At 66.1% G+C, this 15412-nt stretch carries 8 protein-coding genes, 1 tRNA gene and 3 rRNA genes; 10 read left to right on the top strand and 2 right to left on the bottom strand.

Features of this window, described 5'->3' with window-relative positions:
- The first annotated feature begins 1 nt into the window (after position 1).
- Positions 2 to 754: a 4-hydroxy-tetrahydrodipicolinate reductase gene (gene dapB / locus AC5L3C_RS09660; RefSeq protein ID WP_125503912.1), complete on the top strand. Its 753-nt coding sequence runs from the start codon at positions 2 to 4 to the stop codon at positions 752 to 754.
- Positions 755 to 769: 15 nt separating this feature from the next.
- Positions 770 to 1213, top strand: coding sequence for a tetratricopeptide repeat protein (locus tag AC5L3C_RS09655; RefSeq protein ID WP_125503911.1), 444 nt, complete (start codon positions 770 to 772; stop codon positions 1211 to 1213).
- Between the two features lie 46 nt (positions 1214 to 1259).
- Here AC5L3C_RS09655 and AC5L3C_RS09650 read toward each other — a convergent pair whose 3' ends face one another.
- Positions 1260 to 1814, bottom strand: a complete 555-nt coding sequence (locus AC5L3C_RS09650) for an SCO5741 family PH domain-containing membrane protein (protein ID WP_125503910.1) — start codon at positions 1812 to 1814, stop codon at positions 1260 to 1262.
- Between the two features lie 170 nt (positions 1815 to 1984).
- Between AC5L3C_RS09650 and thyX the strand changes: the two genes are divergently transcribed.
- From thyX to AC5L3C_RS09610, 8 genes are all read left to right on the top strand, one after another.
- Entirely contained in the window at positions 1985 to 2737 is a 753-nt protein-coding gene (gene thyX / locus AC5L3C_RS09645) for an FAD-dependent thymidylate synthase (RefSeq protein ID WP_493648434.1), read from the top strand.
- Positions 2738 to 2947: 210 nt separating this feature from the next.
- Entirely contained in the window at positions 2948 to 3850 is a 903-nt protein-coding gene (dapA, locus tag AC5L3C_RS09640) for a 4-hydroxy-tetrahydrodipicolinate synthase (RefSeq protein WP_125503909.1), read from the top strand.
- A 152-nt stretch (positions 3851 to 4002) separates the two neighbouring features.
- Positions 4003 to 5688, top strand: a complete 1686-nt coding sequence (locus tag AC5L3C_RS09635; protein ID WP_125503908.1) for a ribonuclease J — start codon at positions 4003 to 4005, stop codon at positions 5686 to 5688.
- Between the two features lie 497 nt (positions 5689 to 6185).
- Positions 6186 to 7713, top strand: a 16S ribosomal RNA gene (locus tag AC5L3C_RS09630).
- A gap of 321 nt (positions 7714 to 8034) precedes the next feature.
- Positions 8035 to 11157, top strand: a 23S ribosomal RNA gene (locus tag AC5L3C_RS09625).
- Between the two features lie 93 nt (positions 11158 to 11250).
- Positions 11251 to 11367: ribosomal RNA gene (rrf, locus tag AC5L3C_RS09620) — 5S ribosomal RNA — on the top strand.
- Together the 16S, 23S and 5S rRNA genes form the textbook arrangement of a ribosomal RNA operon.
- A gap of 99 nt (positions 11368 to 11466) precedes the next feature.
- A complete protein-coding gene (locus AC5L3C_RS09615) occupies positions 11467 to 12168 on the top strand; it encodes a DegT/DnrJ/EryC1/StrS family aminotransferase (RefSeq protein WP_493648432.1) in 702 nt (233 codons plus the stop codon).
- A gap of 92 nt (positions 12169 to 12260) precedes the next feature.
- Positions 12261 to 12333 (top strand) — tRNA-Thr (locus AC5L3C_RS09610).
- Positions 12334 to 12380: 47 nt separating this feature from the next.
- Here AC5L3C_RS09610 and AC5L3C_RS09605 read toward each other — a convergent pair.
- On the bottom strand, positions 12381 to 15134 hold the full coding sequence (locus tag AC5L3C_RS09605; RefSeq protein ID WP_493648430.1) for a SpoIIE family protein phosphatase: 2754 nt from the start codon (positions 15132 to 15134) through the stop codon (positions 12381 to 12383).
- Between the last annotated feature and the right edge of the window lie 278 nt (positions 15135 to 15412).

The raw sequence follows: 15412 nt of genomic DNA, 5'->3' as shown, positions 1-15412 counted from the left end.
GATGAGCAAGCTGCGCGTGGCGGTCCTCGGCGCCAAGGGCCGGATCGGCTCCGAGGCGGTACGGGCGGTCGAGGCCGCCGACGACATGGAGCTGGTGGCCGCCCTCGGCCGGGACGACAAGCTGGAGACGCTGGCCGAGCGGGGTGCCCAGGTCGCCGTCGAGCTGACCACCCCCGCCTCGGTCATGGGCAACCTGGACTTCTGCGTGCGTCACGGCATCCACGCCGTCGTCGGCACCACCGGCTGGACCGACGACCGCCTCGCGCAGCTGCGGGGCTGGCTGGAGCAGTCCCCGCAGACGGGCGTCCTCATCGCACCGAACTTCTCCATCGGCGCCGTGCTCACCATGAAGTTCGCGCAGATCGCCGCGCCCTACTTCGAATCCGTCGAGGTCGTCGAGCTGCACCACCCGAACAAGGTGGACGCCCCCAGCGGCACCGCCACACGCACCGCCCAGCTCATCGCGGAGGCCCGCCGCCGGGCCGGCAGTGCCCCCGCCCCGGACGCCACGACCACGGCCCTGGACGGAGCCCGCGGCGCCGACGTCGACGGCGTCCCGGTGCACGCGGTCCGCCTGCGCGGGCTGCTGGCCCACCAGGAGGTGCTGCTCGGCGGCGAGGGCGAGACCCTCACCGTCCGCCACGACTCCCTGCACCACAGCAGCTTCATGCCGGGCATCCTGCTCGGCGCCCGCCGCGTGGTGACCACTCCCGGCCTGACCTTCGGCCTGGAACATTTCCTCGACCTGAACTGAGCCCGGCAGACCCTCATGCGCGCGAAGATCTCCTACGCCGTCACGGCCGCCGTCCTGGTCGTCTACTTCGTCCTGGTCGGCAGCCGCGGCGTGCTGCTCATCAAGGCCGGGACGCCGCTCACCGTCACCTTCGGTGCCGCGGTGCTGATCCTGCCGGTCATCGGGGTCTGGTTCCTGTGGAAGAACACCGAGTTCGTCCGCGAGGCCAACCGGCTCGCCGCGCTGCTGGACGCCGAGGGCGGGCTGCCCGTCGACGAGCTGAAACGCCTGCCCAGCGGGCGGATCGACCGTGACTCGGCCGACGAGGTCTTCGCCCGGCGCAAGGCCGAGACGGAGGACGCGCCGGACGACTGGCGCAGCTGGTTCCGGCTCGCCGTCGCCTATCACGACGCCCGCGACACCCCGCGCGCCCGCAAGGCGATGCAGCGGGCGATCACCCTGCACAAGACCTCGTCCTGAGCGCGCGGGGGAGTGGAGCCGCCCCCGCGCGGGGGAGCGGGCCGGCTCAGGCCCTGCGGTACTCGGCGGCCCACGCCTCCACGGTGTCGGCCGCCCGGTCGAAGGCGAGCTGGTCGCGCCCCAGGAAGTCCGCGTTGTGCGAGGTCAGCAACGGCGGCGGCTCCTCCGTGCGCCCGCGCCGGGCCAGCATCAGCGCCTGCCCCTGCACGGTGCGCGGCAGCCCCAGCCAGCGCACCGGCTGCTGCACCGTGCGCACGGAGACGACCTGGCCCCACCCCGTCGTGCGCGTGCTGACGAAACCCACGTGGCGCAGCCCCTTGGCGCTCACCCACACACCCATGCGCAGCATCCGCAGCGCGACGGCGACGACGACCAGAGCGATGGCGAAGACCGTCCCGGCGGACGCCGGCGTCGCGGTCGCCGCGATGATCACCCCGGCGAACAGCACGAACGAGGCGAGCAGCAGCAGGAGCGCCGAGGCTCCCACCCGCCACGGGCCCGGGCGGTACGGGCGACGCCAGCGGTCCCGGTCGTCGTACGGCAGGGCGACTTCGTCCGCCGTGTCGAATGCGCGGTCGGCCGTCAGGAAGGGCAGGGGCACGGCGGTTCCTCACTCGGTCCATGCGTGGGCTGTGCCCGGTGAGGCTACCGAGCCATACCAGGGGTCACCACCCTCGGGGTCGGTGTGGCGCCTGTGAACAGGGGGGCTCTCCCGTGCCCCGCAGCCCGTAAAGTGGGCGCCGCACCACAGCCGCGACGGGAAGGACCCCCTTGACCTCCGCCGACGATCCCAAGCCGTCAACGCGCACCGACGTCACCGTGCGCAGTGACGTCACAGTCGAGCTGGTGAAGTCCAGCGCCTCGGACTCCGACGTCCTGTTCGCCGCCCGCGTCTCGACCCTGGGTGAGCAGTCCATCGGGGAGCTGCAGAAGGACCCGGAGCGCTCCAGGGGCCTGATCAACTACCTGATGCGGGACCGGCACGGCAGCCCCTTCGAGCACAACTCGATGACTTTCCTGGTCAGCGCGCCGATCTTCGTGTTCCGCGAGTTCATGCGCCACCGGGTCGGATGGTCCTACAACGAGGAGTCCGGGCGCTACCGCGAGCTGCAGCCCGTCTTCTACGTCCCCGACGCCTCGCGCAAGCTCGTCCAGGAGGGCCGCCCGGGCAAGTACGTCTTCGTCGAGGGCACCCCGGCGCAGCACGAGACCGTGCGGAACGTACTGAGCGACTCCTACCACCAGGCGTACGAGGCCTACCAGAAGCTGCTGGCCGAGGGCGTGGCCCGTGAGGTCGCCCGCGCGGTGCTCCCCGTCGGCCTGTACTCCTCGATGTACGCCACCTGCAACGCCCGCTCGCTGATGCACTTCCTCGGGCTGCGCACCCAGCACGAGCTGGCGAAGGTCCCGTCCTTCCCGCAGCGGGAGATCGAGATGGTCGGCGAAAAGATGGAGGCCGAGTGGGCCCGGCTCATGCCGCTGACCCACGCCGCTTTCAACGCGAACGGACGTGTGGCTCCGTAACGAGCCGCCTCCCACCTGCGGGTACACAGGGACGGAGTAGTCGAGCGAAGTGTCCGTATTGCAGTATTTCGTGAAGTTCATCTAGCCTGATCAAACGGGCCCGGTACTGCCTGAACCCCCGAGCAGGCAGTACCGGGCTCCCCCTTTGTCCCGCCTTGTCGCCTCCCCCGAGGGAAGACCCCGGCCTGAGCAACGAGTAGCGTGTAACCCATGGCTCCGACCTCCACTCCGCAGACCCCCTTCGGGCGGGTCCTCACCGCCATGGTCACGCCCTTCACGGCGGACGGCGCACTCGACCTCGACGGCGCACAGCGGCTCGCCACCCACCTGGTGGACGCAGGCAACGACGGCCTGATCGTCAACGGCACCACCGGCGAGTCCCCCACCACCAGCGACGCGGAGAAATCGGATCTCGTACGGGCGATCGTGGAAGCCGTCGGCGACCGCGCCCACGTCGTGGCCGGTGTTGGCACCAACGACACCCACCACAGCAGAGAACTGGCCCGCGCGGCGGAGCGCGCCGGCGCCCACGGCCTGCTGGTCGTCACCCCGTACTACAACAAGCCCCCGCAGGAGGGCCTGTACCGGCACTTCACGGCCGTCGCGGACGCCGCCGGGCTGCCGGTCATGCTGTACGACATCCCCGGCCGCAGCGGCGTCCCGATCAGCACCGAGACGATCGTCCGCCTCGCCGAGCACCCGCGCATCGTCGCCAACAAGGACGCCAAGGGCGACCTCGGCCGGGCCGGCTGGGCCATCGCCCGCTCCGGCCTCGCCTGGTACTCCGGCGACGACATGCTCAACCTGCCCCTGCTCTCCATCGGAGCGGTCGGCTTCGTCTCGGTCGTCGGCCACCTCGTCACCCCCGAGCTGCGCGCCCTGGTCGAGGCCTACACCTCGGGAGACGTGCAGAAGGCCACCGAGATCCACCAGAAGCTGCTGCCCGTCTACACGGGCATGTTCCGCACACAGGGCGTGATGACCACCAAGGCGGCGCTCACCCTCAAGGGCCTCCCCGCGGGCCCCCTGCGCGCCCCCATGGCCGAGTGCACGCCGGAAGAGATCGAGCAGCTCAAGATCGATCTTGCCGCAGGCGGGGTACAACTCCAGTAACCAGACTTCGCGCGACCGCTCGCGCAGGCGTACTTCACAACTGAATACGCGGGACACCGGTGCCCGCACCCCACAACGACAACTGCTTCTGCACGAACGTCATGCGCGCCACGTGCCCACCGGTACGTGGCGCGTGTGGTGAGGAGAGTCTTTTGAGTCATCCGCATCCTGAACTGGGCCCGCCCCCGCCGCTCCCCGAGGGCGGCCTGCGGGTCACCCCGCTCGGCGGCCTCGGCGAGATCGGCCGCAACATGACGGTCTTCGAGTACGGCGGCCGCCTGCTGATCGTCGACTGCGGAGTGCTCTTCCCCGAGGAGGAGCAGCCCGGAATCGACCTGATCCTGCCGGACTTCTCGTCCATCCGGGACCGCCTCGACGACATCGAGGGCATCGTCCTCACCCACGGCCACGAGGACCACATCGGCGGCGTCCCCTTCCTGCTGCGCGAGAAGCCGGACATCCCGCTGATCGGCTCCAAGCTGACGCTCGCCCTCATCGAGGCGAAGCTCCAGGAGCACCGCATCCGCCCGTACACCCTCCAGGTGGCGGAGGGACAGCGCGAGCGCATCGGCCCCTTCGACTGCGAGTTCGTCGCCGTCAACCACTCCATCCCCGACGCCCTGGCCGTCGCCATCCGCACCCCCGCGGGCATGGCGGTGCACACCGGCGACTTCAAGATGGACCAGCTCCCGCTGGACAACCGGCTCACGGACCTGCACGCGTTCGCGAGGCTCAGCGAGGAGGGCATCGACCTCCTGCTGGCCGACTCCACCAACGCCGAGGTCCCGGGCTTCGTCCCGCCCGAGCGCGACATCTCCAACGTGCTGCGCCAGGTCTTCGCCGGCGCCCGCAAGCGGATCATCGTGGCCAGCTTCGCCAGCCACGTCCACCGCATCCAGCAGATCCTGGACGCGGCGCACGAGTACGGCCGCCGGGTCGCCTTCGTCGGCCGCTCCATGGTCCGCAACATGGGCATCGCCCGCGACCTCGGCTACCTCAAGGTGCCGCCGGGCCTGGTCGTGGACGTCAAGACCCTGGACGACCTGCCGGACAGCGAAGTCGTCCTGGTCTGTACGGGCTCCCAGGGCGAACCGATGGCCGCGCTGTCCCGGATGGCCAACCGCGACCACCAGATCCGCATCGTCGAGGGCGACACAGTGATCCTGGCGTCGTCGCTCATCCCCGGCAACGAGAACGCGGTCTACCGCGTGATCAACGGGCTCACCCGCTGGGGCGCCAACGTCGTCCACAAGGGCAACGCCAAGGTGCACGTCTCCGGTCACGCCTCGGCCGGGGAACTGCTGTACTTCTACAACATCTGCCGCCCGAAGAACCTGATGCCGGTGCACGGCGAATGGCGCCACCTGCGCGCCAACGCCGAGCTGGGCGCCCTGACCGGAGTCCCGCACGACCGGGTCGTCATCGCCGAGGACGGCGTGGCCGTCGACCTCGTCGAGGGCAAGGCCAAGATCTCCGGCAAGGTCCAGGCGGGCTACGTCTACGTCGACGGCCTCTCCGTCGGTGACGTCGGCGAGCCGGCGCTCAAGGACCGCAAGATCCTCGGCGACGAGGGCATCATCTCGGTCTTCGTGGTCATGGACTCCTCCACCGGCAAGATCACGGGCGGACCCCATGTCCAGGCCCGCGGCTCCGGCATCGAGGACTCCGCCTTCGGCGAGGTGCTCCCGAAGATCACGGAGGCGTTGGAGCGCTCGGCCCAGGACGGTGTGGTCGACACCCACCAGTTGCAGCAGCTCGTCCGCCGCACGCTGGGCAAGTGGGTCTCCGACACCTACCGGCGCCGGCCGATGATCCTGCCCGTGGTGGTTGAGGTCTGACGGTCCGTCGGATCCCACGCACGAGCGAACCTGGAGCAGGGCGCCTCGATTTGCATCGGGGCGCCCCGCTCCAGTACGTTTACAGCTCCCCCCGACCGGGCACCCGGCCACTTCGTGAGCACCGGAGCCTGTCCCCGGAGGGGTGGGAAAACCGGCTCAGAATCTCTGATAAAGTCGGTCCCGCCGGAAAGGGAAACGCGAAAGCGCGTGCACCTGGAAAGCACCGAGGAAATCGGATCGGAAAGATCTGATAGAGTCGGAAACACCGAAGGGAAGCGCCCGGAGGAAAGCCTGCGAGGGTGAGTACGAAGGAAGCGTCCGTTCCTTGAGAACTCAACAGCGTGCCAAAAGTCAACGCCAGATATGTTGATACCCCGTCTCCAGCTTCTGCTGGGGCGAGGTTCCTTTGAAAAAACACAGCGAGGACGCTGTGTGCGAGGGGACTATTCCTCCTCTCGCACCGCTCTCGTGGTGTTCATCCCGATTACGGGAAAACATTCACGGAGAGTTTGATCCTGGCTCAGGACGAACGCTGGCGGCGTGCTTAACACATGCAAGTCGAACGATGAACCACCTTCGGGTGGGGATTAGTGGCGAACGGGTGAGTAACACGTGGGCAATCTGCCCTGCACTCTGGGACAAGCCCTGGAAACGGGGTCTAATACCGGATACTGAACCGTCTGGGCATCCAGGCGGTTCGAAAGCTCCGGCGGTGCAGGATGAGCCCGCGGCCTATCAGCTTGTTGGTGAGGTAACGGCTCACCAAGGCGACGACGGGTAGCCGGCCTGAGAGGGCGACCGGCCACACTGGGACTGAGACACGGCCCAGACTCCTACGGGAGGCAGCAGTGGGGAATATTGCACAATGGGCGAAAGCCTGATGCAGCGACGCCGCGTGAGGGATGACGGCCTTCGGGTTGTAAACCTCTTTCAGCAGGGAAGAAGCGAAAGTGACGGTACCTGCAGAAGAAGCGCCGGCTAACTACGTGCCAGCAGCCGCGGTAATACGTAGGGCGCGAGCGTTGTCCGGAATTATTGGGCGTAAAGAGCTCGTAGGCGGCTTGTCGCGTCGGTTGTGAAAGCCCGGGGCTTAACCCCGGGTCTGCAGTCGATACGGGCAGGCTAGAGTTCGGTAGGGGAGATCGGAATTCCTGGTGTAGCGGTGAAATGCGCAGATATCAGGAGGAACACCGGTGGCGAAGGCGGATCTCTGGGCCGATACTGACGCTGAGGAGCGAAAGCGTGGGGAGCGAACAGGATTAGATACCCTGGTAGTCCACGCCGTAAACGGTGGGCACTAGGTGTGGGCGACATTCCACGTCGTCCGTGCCGCAGCTAACGCATTAAGTGCCCCGCCTGGGGAGTACGGCCGCAAGGCTAAAACTCAAAGGAATTGACGGGGGCCCGCACAAGCGGCGGAGCATGTGGCTTAATTCGACGCAACGCGAAGAACCTTACCAAGGCTTGACATACACCGGAAACATCCAGAGATGGGTGCCCCCTTGTGGTCGGTGTACAGGTGGTGCATGGCTGTCGTCAGCTCGTGTCGTGAGATGTTGGGTTAAGTCCCGCAACGAGCGCAACCCTTGTCCCGTGTTGCCAGCAGGCCCTTGTGGTGCTGGGGACTCACGGGAGACCGCCGGGGTCAACTCGGAGGAAGGTGGGGACGACGTCAAGTCATCATGCCCCTTATGTCTTGGGCTGCACACGTGCTACAATGGCCGGTACAATGAGCTGCGATACCGCAAGGTGGAGCGAATCTCAAAAAGCCGGTCTCAGTTCGGATTGGGGTCTGCAACTCGACCCCATGAAGTCGGAGTCGCTAGTAATCGCAGATCAGCATTGCTGCGGTGAATACGTTCCCGGGCCTTGTACACACCGCCCGTCACGTCACGAAAGTCGGTAACACCCGAAGCCGGTGGCCCAACCCCTTGTGGGAGGGAGCTGTCGAAGGTGGGACTGGCGATTGGGACGAAGTCGTAACAAGGTAGCCGTACCGGAAGGTGCGGCTGGATCACCTCCTTTCTAAGGAGCACTTCTCACCGGGTCCTTCGGGGCACGGTCAGAGGCCAGTATGCGGGCGAATGTCTCGCACTGGTTGCTCATGGGTGGAACGTTGACTACTCGGTCAGGACCTCGGGTCGGGGGCTGCTAGTACTGCTCGTAAGAGCGTGGAACGCATGATCTTCGGACGGGTACTGGTCGGGCACGCTGTTGGGTGTCTGAGGGCACGGCCGTGAGGCCGGGAAGCCTTCGGTGCCGGCCCCAGTGAACTCGAGCTTCTGGCTTGGGGTGATGGGTGGTTGGTCGTTGTTTGAGAACTGCACAGTGGATGCGAGCATCTGTGGCCAAGTTTTTAAGGGCGCACGGTGGATGCCTTGGCACCAGGAACCGATGAAGGACGTGGGAGGCCGCGATAGGCCCCGGGGAGTCGTCAACCAGGCTTTGATCCGGGGGTGTCCGAATGGGGAAACCCGGCAGTCGTCATGGGCTGTCACCCTTGCCTGAACACATAGGGCAAGTGGAGGGAACGCGGGGAAGTGAAACATCTCAGTACCCGCAGGAAGAGAAAACAACCGTGATTCCGGTAGTAGTGGCGAGCGAAACCGGATGAGGCCAAACCGTATGCGTGTGAGACCCGGCAGGGGTTGCGCATTCGGGGTTGTGGGATCTCTCTTTCATGGTCTGCCGGCCATGAGACGAGTCAGAAACCGTTGATGTAGGCGAAGGACATGCGAAAGGTCCGGCGTAGAGGGTAAGACCCCCGTAGTCGAAACGTCAGCGGCTCGTTTGAGAGACACCCAAGTAGCACGGGGCCCGAGAAATCCCGTGTGAATCTGGCGGGACCACCCGCTAAGCCTAAATATTCCCTGGTGACCGATAGCGGATAGTACCGTGAGGGAATGGTGAAAAGTACCCCGGGAGGGGAGTGAAATAGTACCTGAAACCGTGTGCCTACAAGCCGTGGGAGCGTCGCTGATGGGCTTGCCCATCAGTCGTGACTGCGTGCCTTTTGAAGAATGAGCCTGCGAGTTTGCGGTGTGTTGCGAGGTTAACCCGGGTGGGGTAGCCGTAGCGAAAGCGAGTCCGAAGAGGGCGATCTGAGTAGCACGCTCAAGACCCGAAGCGGAGTGATCTAGCCATGGGCAGGTTGAAGCGGAGGTAAGACTTCGTGGAGGACCGAACCCACCAGGGTTGAAAACCTGGGGGATGACCTGTGGTTAGGGGTGAAAGGCCAATCAAACTCCGTGATAGCTGGTTCTCCCCGAAATGCATTTAGGTGCAGCGTCGTGTGTTTCTTGCCGGAGGTAGAGCACTGGATAGGCGATGGGCCCTACCGGGTTACTGACCTTAGCCAAACTCCGAATGCCGGTAAGTGAGAGCGCGGCAGTGAGACTGTGGGGGATAAGCTCCATGGTCGAGAGGGAAACAGCCCAGAGCATCGACTAAGGCCCCTAAGCGTACGCTAAGTGGGAAAGGATGTGGAGTCGCAGAGACAACCAGGAGGTTGGCTTAGAAGCAGCCATCCTTGAAAGAGTGCGTAATAGCTCACTGGTCTAGTGATTCCGCGCCGACAATGTAGCGGGGCTCAAGCGTACCGCCGAAGTCGTGTCATTCACACAATAGGGCCAACGCCTGTGTGGATGGGTAGGGGAGCGTCGTCTGCCGGGTGAAGCAGCCGCGTAAGCGAGTTGTGGACGGTTGACGAGTGAGAATGCAGGCATGAGTAGCGATTCACACGTGAGAAACGTGTGCGCCGATTGACTAAGGGTTCCTGGGTCAAGCTGATCTGCCCAGGGTAAGTCGGGACCTAAGGCGAGGCCGACAGGCGTAGTCGATGGATAACCGGTTGATATTCCGGTACCCGCTGTGGAGCGTCAAACATTGAATCCAGTGATGCTAAGCCCGTGAAGCCGTCGGCTGAGTCTTCGGACGAGGTCGGAGTGGTGGAGCCGGTGACCCGAGCTGGTAGTAGGTGAGTGATGGGGTGACGCAGGAAGGTAGTCCATCCCGGGCGGTGGTTGTCCCGGGGTAAGGGTGTAGGACGTCAGGTAGGTAAATCCGCCTGGCAATAGTCTGAGACCTGATGCCGAGCCGATTGTGGTGAAGTGGATGATCCTATGCTGTCGAGAAAAGCCTCTAGCGAGTTTCATGGCGGCCCGTACCCTAAACCGACTCAGGTGGTCAGGTAGAGAATACCGAGGCGTTCGGGTGAACTATGGTTAAGGAACTCGGCAAAATGCCCCCGTAACTTCGGGAGAAGGGGGGCCACGCTCGGTGATCCGATTTACTCGGTGAGCTGGGGGTGGCCGCAGAGACCAGCGAGAAGCGACTGTTTACTAAAAACACAGGTCCGTGCGAAGCCGTAAGGCGATGTATACGGACTGACGCCTGCCCGGTGCTGGAACGTTAAGGGGACCGGTTAGCTCACTTTCGGGTGGGCGAAGCTGAGAACTTAAGCGCCAGTAAACGGCGGTGGTAACTATAACCATCCTAAGGTAGCGAAATTCCTTGTCGGGTAAGTTCCGACCTGCACGAATGGCGTAACGACTTCTCGACTGTCTCAACCATAGGCCCGGTGAAATTGCACTACGAGTAAAGATGCTCGTTTCGCGCAGCAGGACGGAAAGACCCCGGGACCTTTACTACAGTTTGATATTGGTGTTCGGTTCGGCTTGTGTAGGATAGCTGGGAGACTGTGAAGCCTGGACGCCAGTTCGGGTGGAGTCGTCGTTGAAATACCAGTCTGGTCGTGCTGGATGTCTAACCTGGGTCCGTGATCCGGATCAGGGACAGTGTCTGATGGGTAGTTTAACTGGGGCGGTTGCCTCCTAAAGAGTAACGGAGGCGCCCAAAGGTTCCCTCAGCCTGGTTGGCAATCAGGTGTTGAGTGTAAGTGCACAAGGGAGCTTGACTGTGAGACCGACGGGTCGAGCAGGGACGAAAGTCGGGACTAGTGATCCGGCGGTGGCTTGTGGAAGCGCCGTCGCTCAACGGATAAAAGGTACCCCGGGGATAACAGGCTGATCTTCCCCAAGAGTCCATATCGACGGGATGGTTTGGCACCTCGATGTCGGCTCGTCGCATCCTGGGGCTGGAGTCGGTCCCAAGGGTTGGGCTGTTCGCCCATTAAAGCGGTACGCGAGCTGGGTTTAGAACGTCGTGAGACAGTTCGGTCCCTATCCGCTGTGCGCGTAGGAGTCTTGAGAAGGGCTGTCCCTAGTACGAGAGGACCGGGACGGACGAACCTCTGGTGTGCCAGTTGTTCTGCCAAGGGCATGGCTGGTTGGCTACGTTCGGGAGGGATAACCGCTGAAAGCATCTAAGCGGGAAGCCTGCTTCGAGATGAGGACTCCCACCCACTTGATGGGGTAAGGCTCCCAGTAGACGACTGGGTTGATAGGCCGGATATGGAAGCACGGTAACGTGTGGAGTTGACCGGTACTAATAGGCCGAGGGCTTGTCCTCAGTTGCTCGCGTCCACTGTGTTGGTTCTGAAACCACGAACAACCCCATGCCATGGTCACGGCGTGGTGCTGGTTGTTGATTGTTTCATAGTGTTTCGGTGGTCATAGCGTAGGGGAAACGCCCGGTTACATTCCGAACCCGGAAGCTAAGCCTTACAGCGCCGATGGTACTGCAGGGGGGACCCTGTGGGAGAGTAGGACGCCGCCGAACAATTCTTCAAAGGGTTGGACCCCGAACTTCGGTTCCGGGTCCAACCCTTTTTTGTTCTGCGTCACTTGAAGTTCACGTTGTGCAACCAGCATCCCTCCCATGAGTACTGCTGCACTGCTCAGGGCCGCCGGTGTCGGCGTGGGTGACGAGGTCGTCGTACCTGCCTTCGGCAACGTGGAAGTCGCCGAGGCCGTGGTGGCGGCAGGGGCGTTTCCGGTGTTCGCCGACATAGATCCGGCGACGTACTGTCTGGCGCCGGCCGCGGTGGAGGCGGCCGTAACTCCTCGCACGGCGGGCGTCGTTGTCGTCCACCGCTTCGGCCGGCCCGCCGATCTCGGGCTGCTGCACGCGCTCGGACGGCGGTGTGGGCTGCTGGTGCTGGAGCACAGGGGCCGCGGAGAGCCCGAAGCCTCGCACGACGAGACGGTCCGGCGGCGGGAGCGGGCGGCGTTTCTCGATGCCAAGCTGAGGGGTGTACGGACGCCCGAGAGCGGGGTCGGGCACATCTATCAGCAGTACGTCGTGCGGGTACCCGGCAATGGACGGCCGGATCGGGACGCTTTCGCGCGGGCCGTACGGGCCAAGGGCGTTGAGTGCCGAGTGCCCGTGAAGACACCCGTGCACCGGCTGCCTGAATTCCGGCAGTACGTGTCTCTTCCGGAGACCGAGCGGGCCGCGGACGAGACGCTTGCGCTTCCCGTGGACGGTTCGCTGACGAAGCGGGAGATGCAGCGGATCGCGTCCGCGTGCAATGCGCTGGGCGGACTGCTGGAGCCGGCACTCCGAGTTCCGGCCCTCTGAGTCCCGGCGCTCCGAGCGTGGTTATGAGCACCGGGCTGTTCAGGGTATGATCTATCCCGTTGCCGCGAGGGAAACCTCGCACGAGGCGACAGGCCCCTATAGCTCAGTCGGTAGAGCGTCTCCATGGTAAGGAGAAGGTCAACGGTTCGATTCCGTTTGGGGGCTCCGCGAGAAAGGCCCCGCCCATTCGGGCGGGGCCTTTCGCATGCTCCCTAGTCCTTCTGCAGGCCCTGGACGCGCATGGCGAGGATGGCCATGTCGTCGGACGGCGCGTCAGTCGCGAAGCGCTCCACCGCGCGCATGATGCGGGCCGCGACCGCCCCGGCCGTCAGGCCCGTACAGGTCGTCAGGACCTCGGCCAGGCCGTCGTCGCCGAGCATCCTGGAGCCCTCGCGGCGTTCGGTGACACCGTCGGTGACGCAGAGCAGGACGTCGCCGGGGTCGAGGGTGACGGTCTGCTCGTAGAGCTCCAGGTCCTCCAGGACACCGAGGAGCGGCTGCGGTTCCGCGGCCGGTTCGACCGTGCCGTCCTGGCGGAGCCGCAGCGGCAGGGGGTGGCCCGCGCAGACCACCTTCAGCTCCGCGCTGCCGTCCTCCTGCGGGCGCATCTCGCCGTACAGGAGCGTGAGGAAGCGGCTGCGGGCGCCCTCGTCGAGGATCGCGGAGTTGAGGCGCTCGAGGACCGCCGGGCCGCTGAGGCCCTCGCGGGCGAGCAGACGGAGTGCGTGCCGGGCGAGGCCGGTGACGGCCGCCGCGTTCGGCCCTGTACCGCAGACGTCGCCGATGGCGAAGCCATAGGCGCCGTCGCTGATCGGGAAGAGGTCGTAGAAGTCGCCGCCCACTTCGTTGCCCTCGCCGGCCGCGCGGTAGATCACCTCGACCTCGACGCCCTCGACCGTCGGCAGCTCGGGCGGCAGGAGGCTGCGCTGGAGTGACTGGCTGATGGCCGTGCGCTCGGAGTACAGGCGGGCGTTGTCCAGGGCCAGGGCGGCCCGCCGGGAGAGGTCCTCGGCGAGCTCCAGGATCTCCTGGCGGAAGTGCTCGTCGGTGGGCTTGCCGAGCGTGAGCATGCCGATGACGCGGTTGCGGGCCACCAGGGGCAGGACCACGGTCTCGCCGCCGAGCGCGGAGGCCGTGGCGAGCGTGGGGCCGATGCCCGTGGTGACGTGCCGGGTCGGGCCGCCGCTGAGGCCGAGGCTGCGCATGGAGGTGCGCAGGGCCGTCTGGTGGGCGACCTCCGCGGGTGCCGACCAGACACGGGCGCCGGGCGTCGGGACCGGGTCGGGCGGGGGGACCTTCGACAGCAGGGACTTGATGCCGTCGATCAGCTCCTCGTCCTCGTGGAGCACGTAGGACAGGTACGGCTCGGAGGCCTGGTCGGCGATCGTGTAGACGGCGCACCAGGTGGCGAGGGTGGGGACGGTCATCTGGGCCATCAGGGCCAGCGTCTGGTCCCGGTCCAGGGTGCCGGCCAGCAGGTCGGAGGCCTCGACGAGGAAGCTGAGCGAGCCACGGCGCAGCCGCTCCAGTTCGCCCAGGCGGGCCGACTCCACCGCGAGCGCGATGCGGTCCGCCGCGAACTGCAGGCGCAGTGCCTCCTCGTTGGAGTATCTGCCGGGTGCCTCGGCGGCCACGCCGAGGGAGCCGGTGAGCCGGCCCTCGACCTTCAGCGGGACGGTGACGACCGAGCGCATGCCGGTGCCGTTGAGGAGGGGGACCGCGCCGGAGACGGCGGTGAGATCCTCGTGGACGGCCGGCATGCGGGCGGAGCCGTAGCGGCCGGGGCCGGCCTCGACGGGGACGCGGGCGAAGCGCTGGCGGGCGGAGGGCAGGCCGGTGGAGGCGCGGACCTCCAGTTCGGTCTCGTCGTCGGTGGCCAGGAGCAGGAAGGCGGAGTCGCCGTCGAGCATGTCGCGGGCGCGTTCGACGGTGCGCTGGAGCAGGCCGTCGAGGTCGTCCGGCGCGGGGGAGCCGATGAAGACCTCGAACGGGTCGGTGCTCTGGGTCTCGGAGCCGCCGGAGGTGTCGCTCGAGGGGCCGCGCAGCGGGCTCTGCAGAACCGCCCGTTCGTGGTCCCGCACGAGCAGGCAGACCGTTGACGGCTCCCCGTCGGTGTCACGGACGCGCAGGTGGGACGCGTAGACGGGGATCACCCGGCCGTTGGATCCCCTGATGCCGTAGCTGCCCTCCCAGCGGGAGAGCTGGAGCGCGTCGGCGATGCCGGTGCCCGTGCCCGGGGTGTGCGGCCAGGCGGCGAGGTCGGTGAGCGGCTTGCCGGTGACCTGCTCCGCGGAGTAGCCGAACAGCTCCTCCGCGTCCTCGTTCCAGGCGCTGATGGAGCCGGTCCGGTCGATCTGTACGACGGCGACGCGGACCCGGGTGTCGGCGAGGGGGAGGAGGTGGGCCGGCAGGGAGGGGCCGGCGGCGCGGGTGCCGACCGGGCGCTCGGGCAGGTCGAGCTGGAACCAGACGGTCTTGTGGGTGGGCGTGTAGTCCACGCCCCAGTGACCGGCCAGGGCGGCGCACAGCTGGAGCCCGCGGCCGCCCTCGCGGTCGGGGCTGCCCATGTTGACCGGGGAGCCCTGGAGCGGGATCTCGCGCTCCGGATACCGGTCGGCCACCTCGATTCGTACGCCCTCGTCGCTGCGCAGGCAGAGCAGGTCGGCGGAGGTGCCGGCGTGCACCACGGCGTTGGTCACCAGTTCGCTGGTGAGTACCACGGCGTCGTCGACGATGTCGGCGAAGCCCCAGCCCTGCAGGGTGTCGCGGACGAACGAGCGGGCACTGGCGACCGATCGCCCCAGGGGCTCGAAGCTGGCGGCCGCGCGCGCGGTGATCACAGAACTCCTCGACCGGTTCTCGACGGGCATGGCTCCCTGGCCGACCGGCTCGGGCCGCTGGTGCGGCAGGCCGTCAGTCGGCCGTGGCTCCGGGGGCTGCTCCCCCGGGATCAGTCCGGTGGTCATGTGTCCGGCCGCCCCTCCGATGCCCGCTCGTCTCCTGCCACCGCCCAGGCCGGACGGACCGGCGTGGCTGGACAGCCGGATGCAAGGTTACTTACCTTCGCGGTCCGAGCGGATGCCGGTCTGCTGTGATTCCGTCCGGAGGTGTTCGCCGTCCGGCGGGTGTGCGGACGATGTGCGAAGCTGCCGAACTGTTATGGCCTGGTTCGGCGGGGGTGAAACACTGGGCAGGCTTGTAGTGAAGGTTCAGGCAGGCAGTGTGCCTGCCGCGCCGGGTGGGC

Source organism: Streptomyces speibonae (assembly GCF_984686075.1).
This window is presented reverse-complemented; position numbering and strand designations above follow the sequence as displayed.

What these genes read in the sequence shown, in the direction of transcription:
- AC5L3C_RS09655 (WP_125503911.1), top strand. Translation starts at nt 770, where the DNA reads ATGCGCGCGAAGATCTCCTACGCCGTCACGGCCGCCGTCCTGGTCGTC.
- dapB (WP_125503912.1), top strand. Translation starts at nt 2, where the DNA reads ATGAGCAAGCTGCGCGTGGCGGTCCTCGGCGCCAAGGGCCGGATCGGC.
- AC5L3C_RS09605 (WP_493648430.1), bottom strand. Translation starts at nt 15,134, where the DNA reads ATGACCACCGGACTGATCCCGGGGGAGCAGCCCCCGGAGCCACGGCCG.
- AC5L3C_RS09615 (WP_493648432.1), top strand. Translation starts at nt 11,467, where the DNA reads ATGAGTACTGCTGCACTGCTCAGGGCCGCCGGTGTCGGCGTGGGTGAC.
- dapA (WP_125503909.1), top strand. Translation starts at nt 2,948, where the DNA reads ATGGCTCCGACCTCCACTCCGCAGACCCCCTTCGGGCGGGTCCTCACC.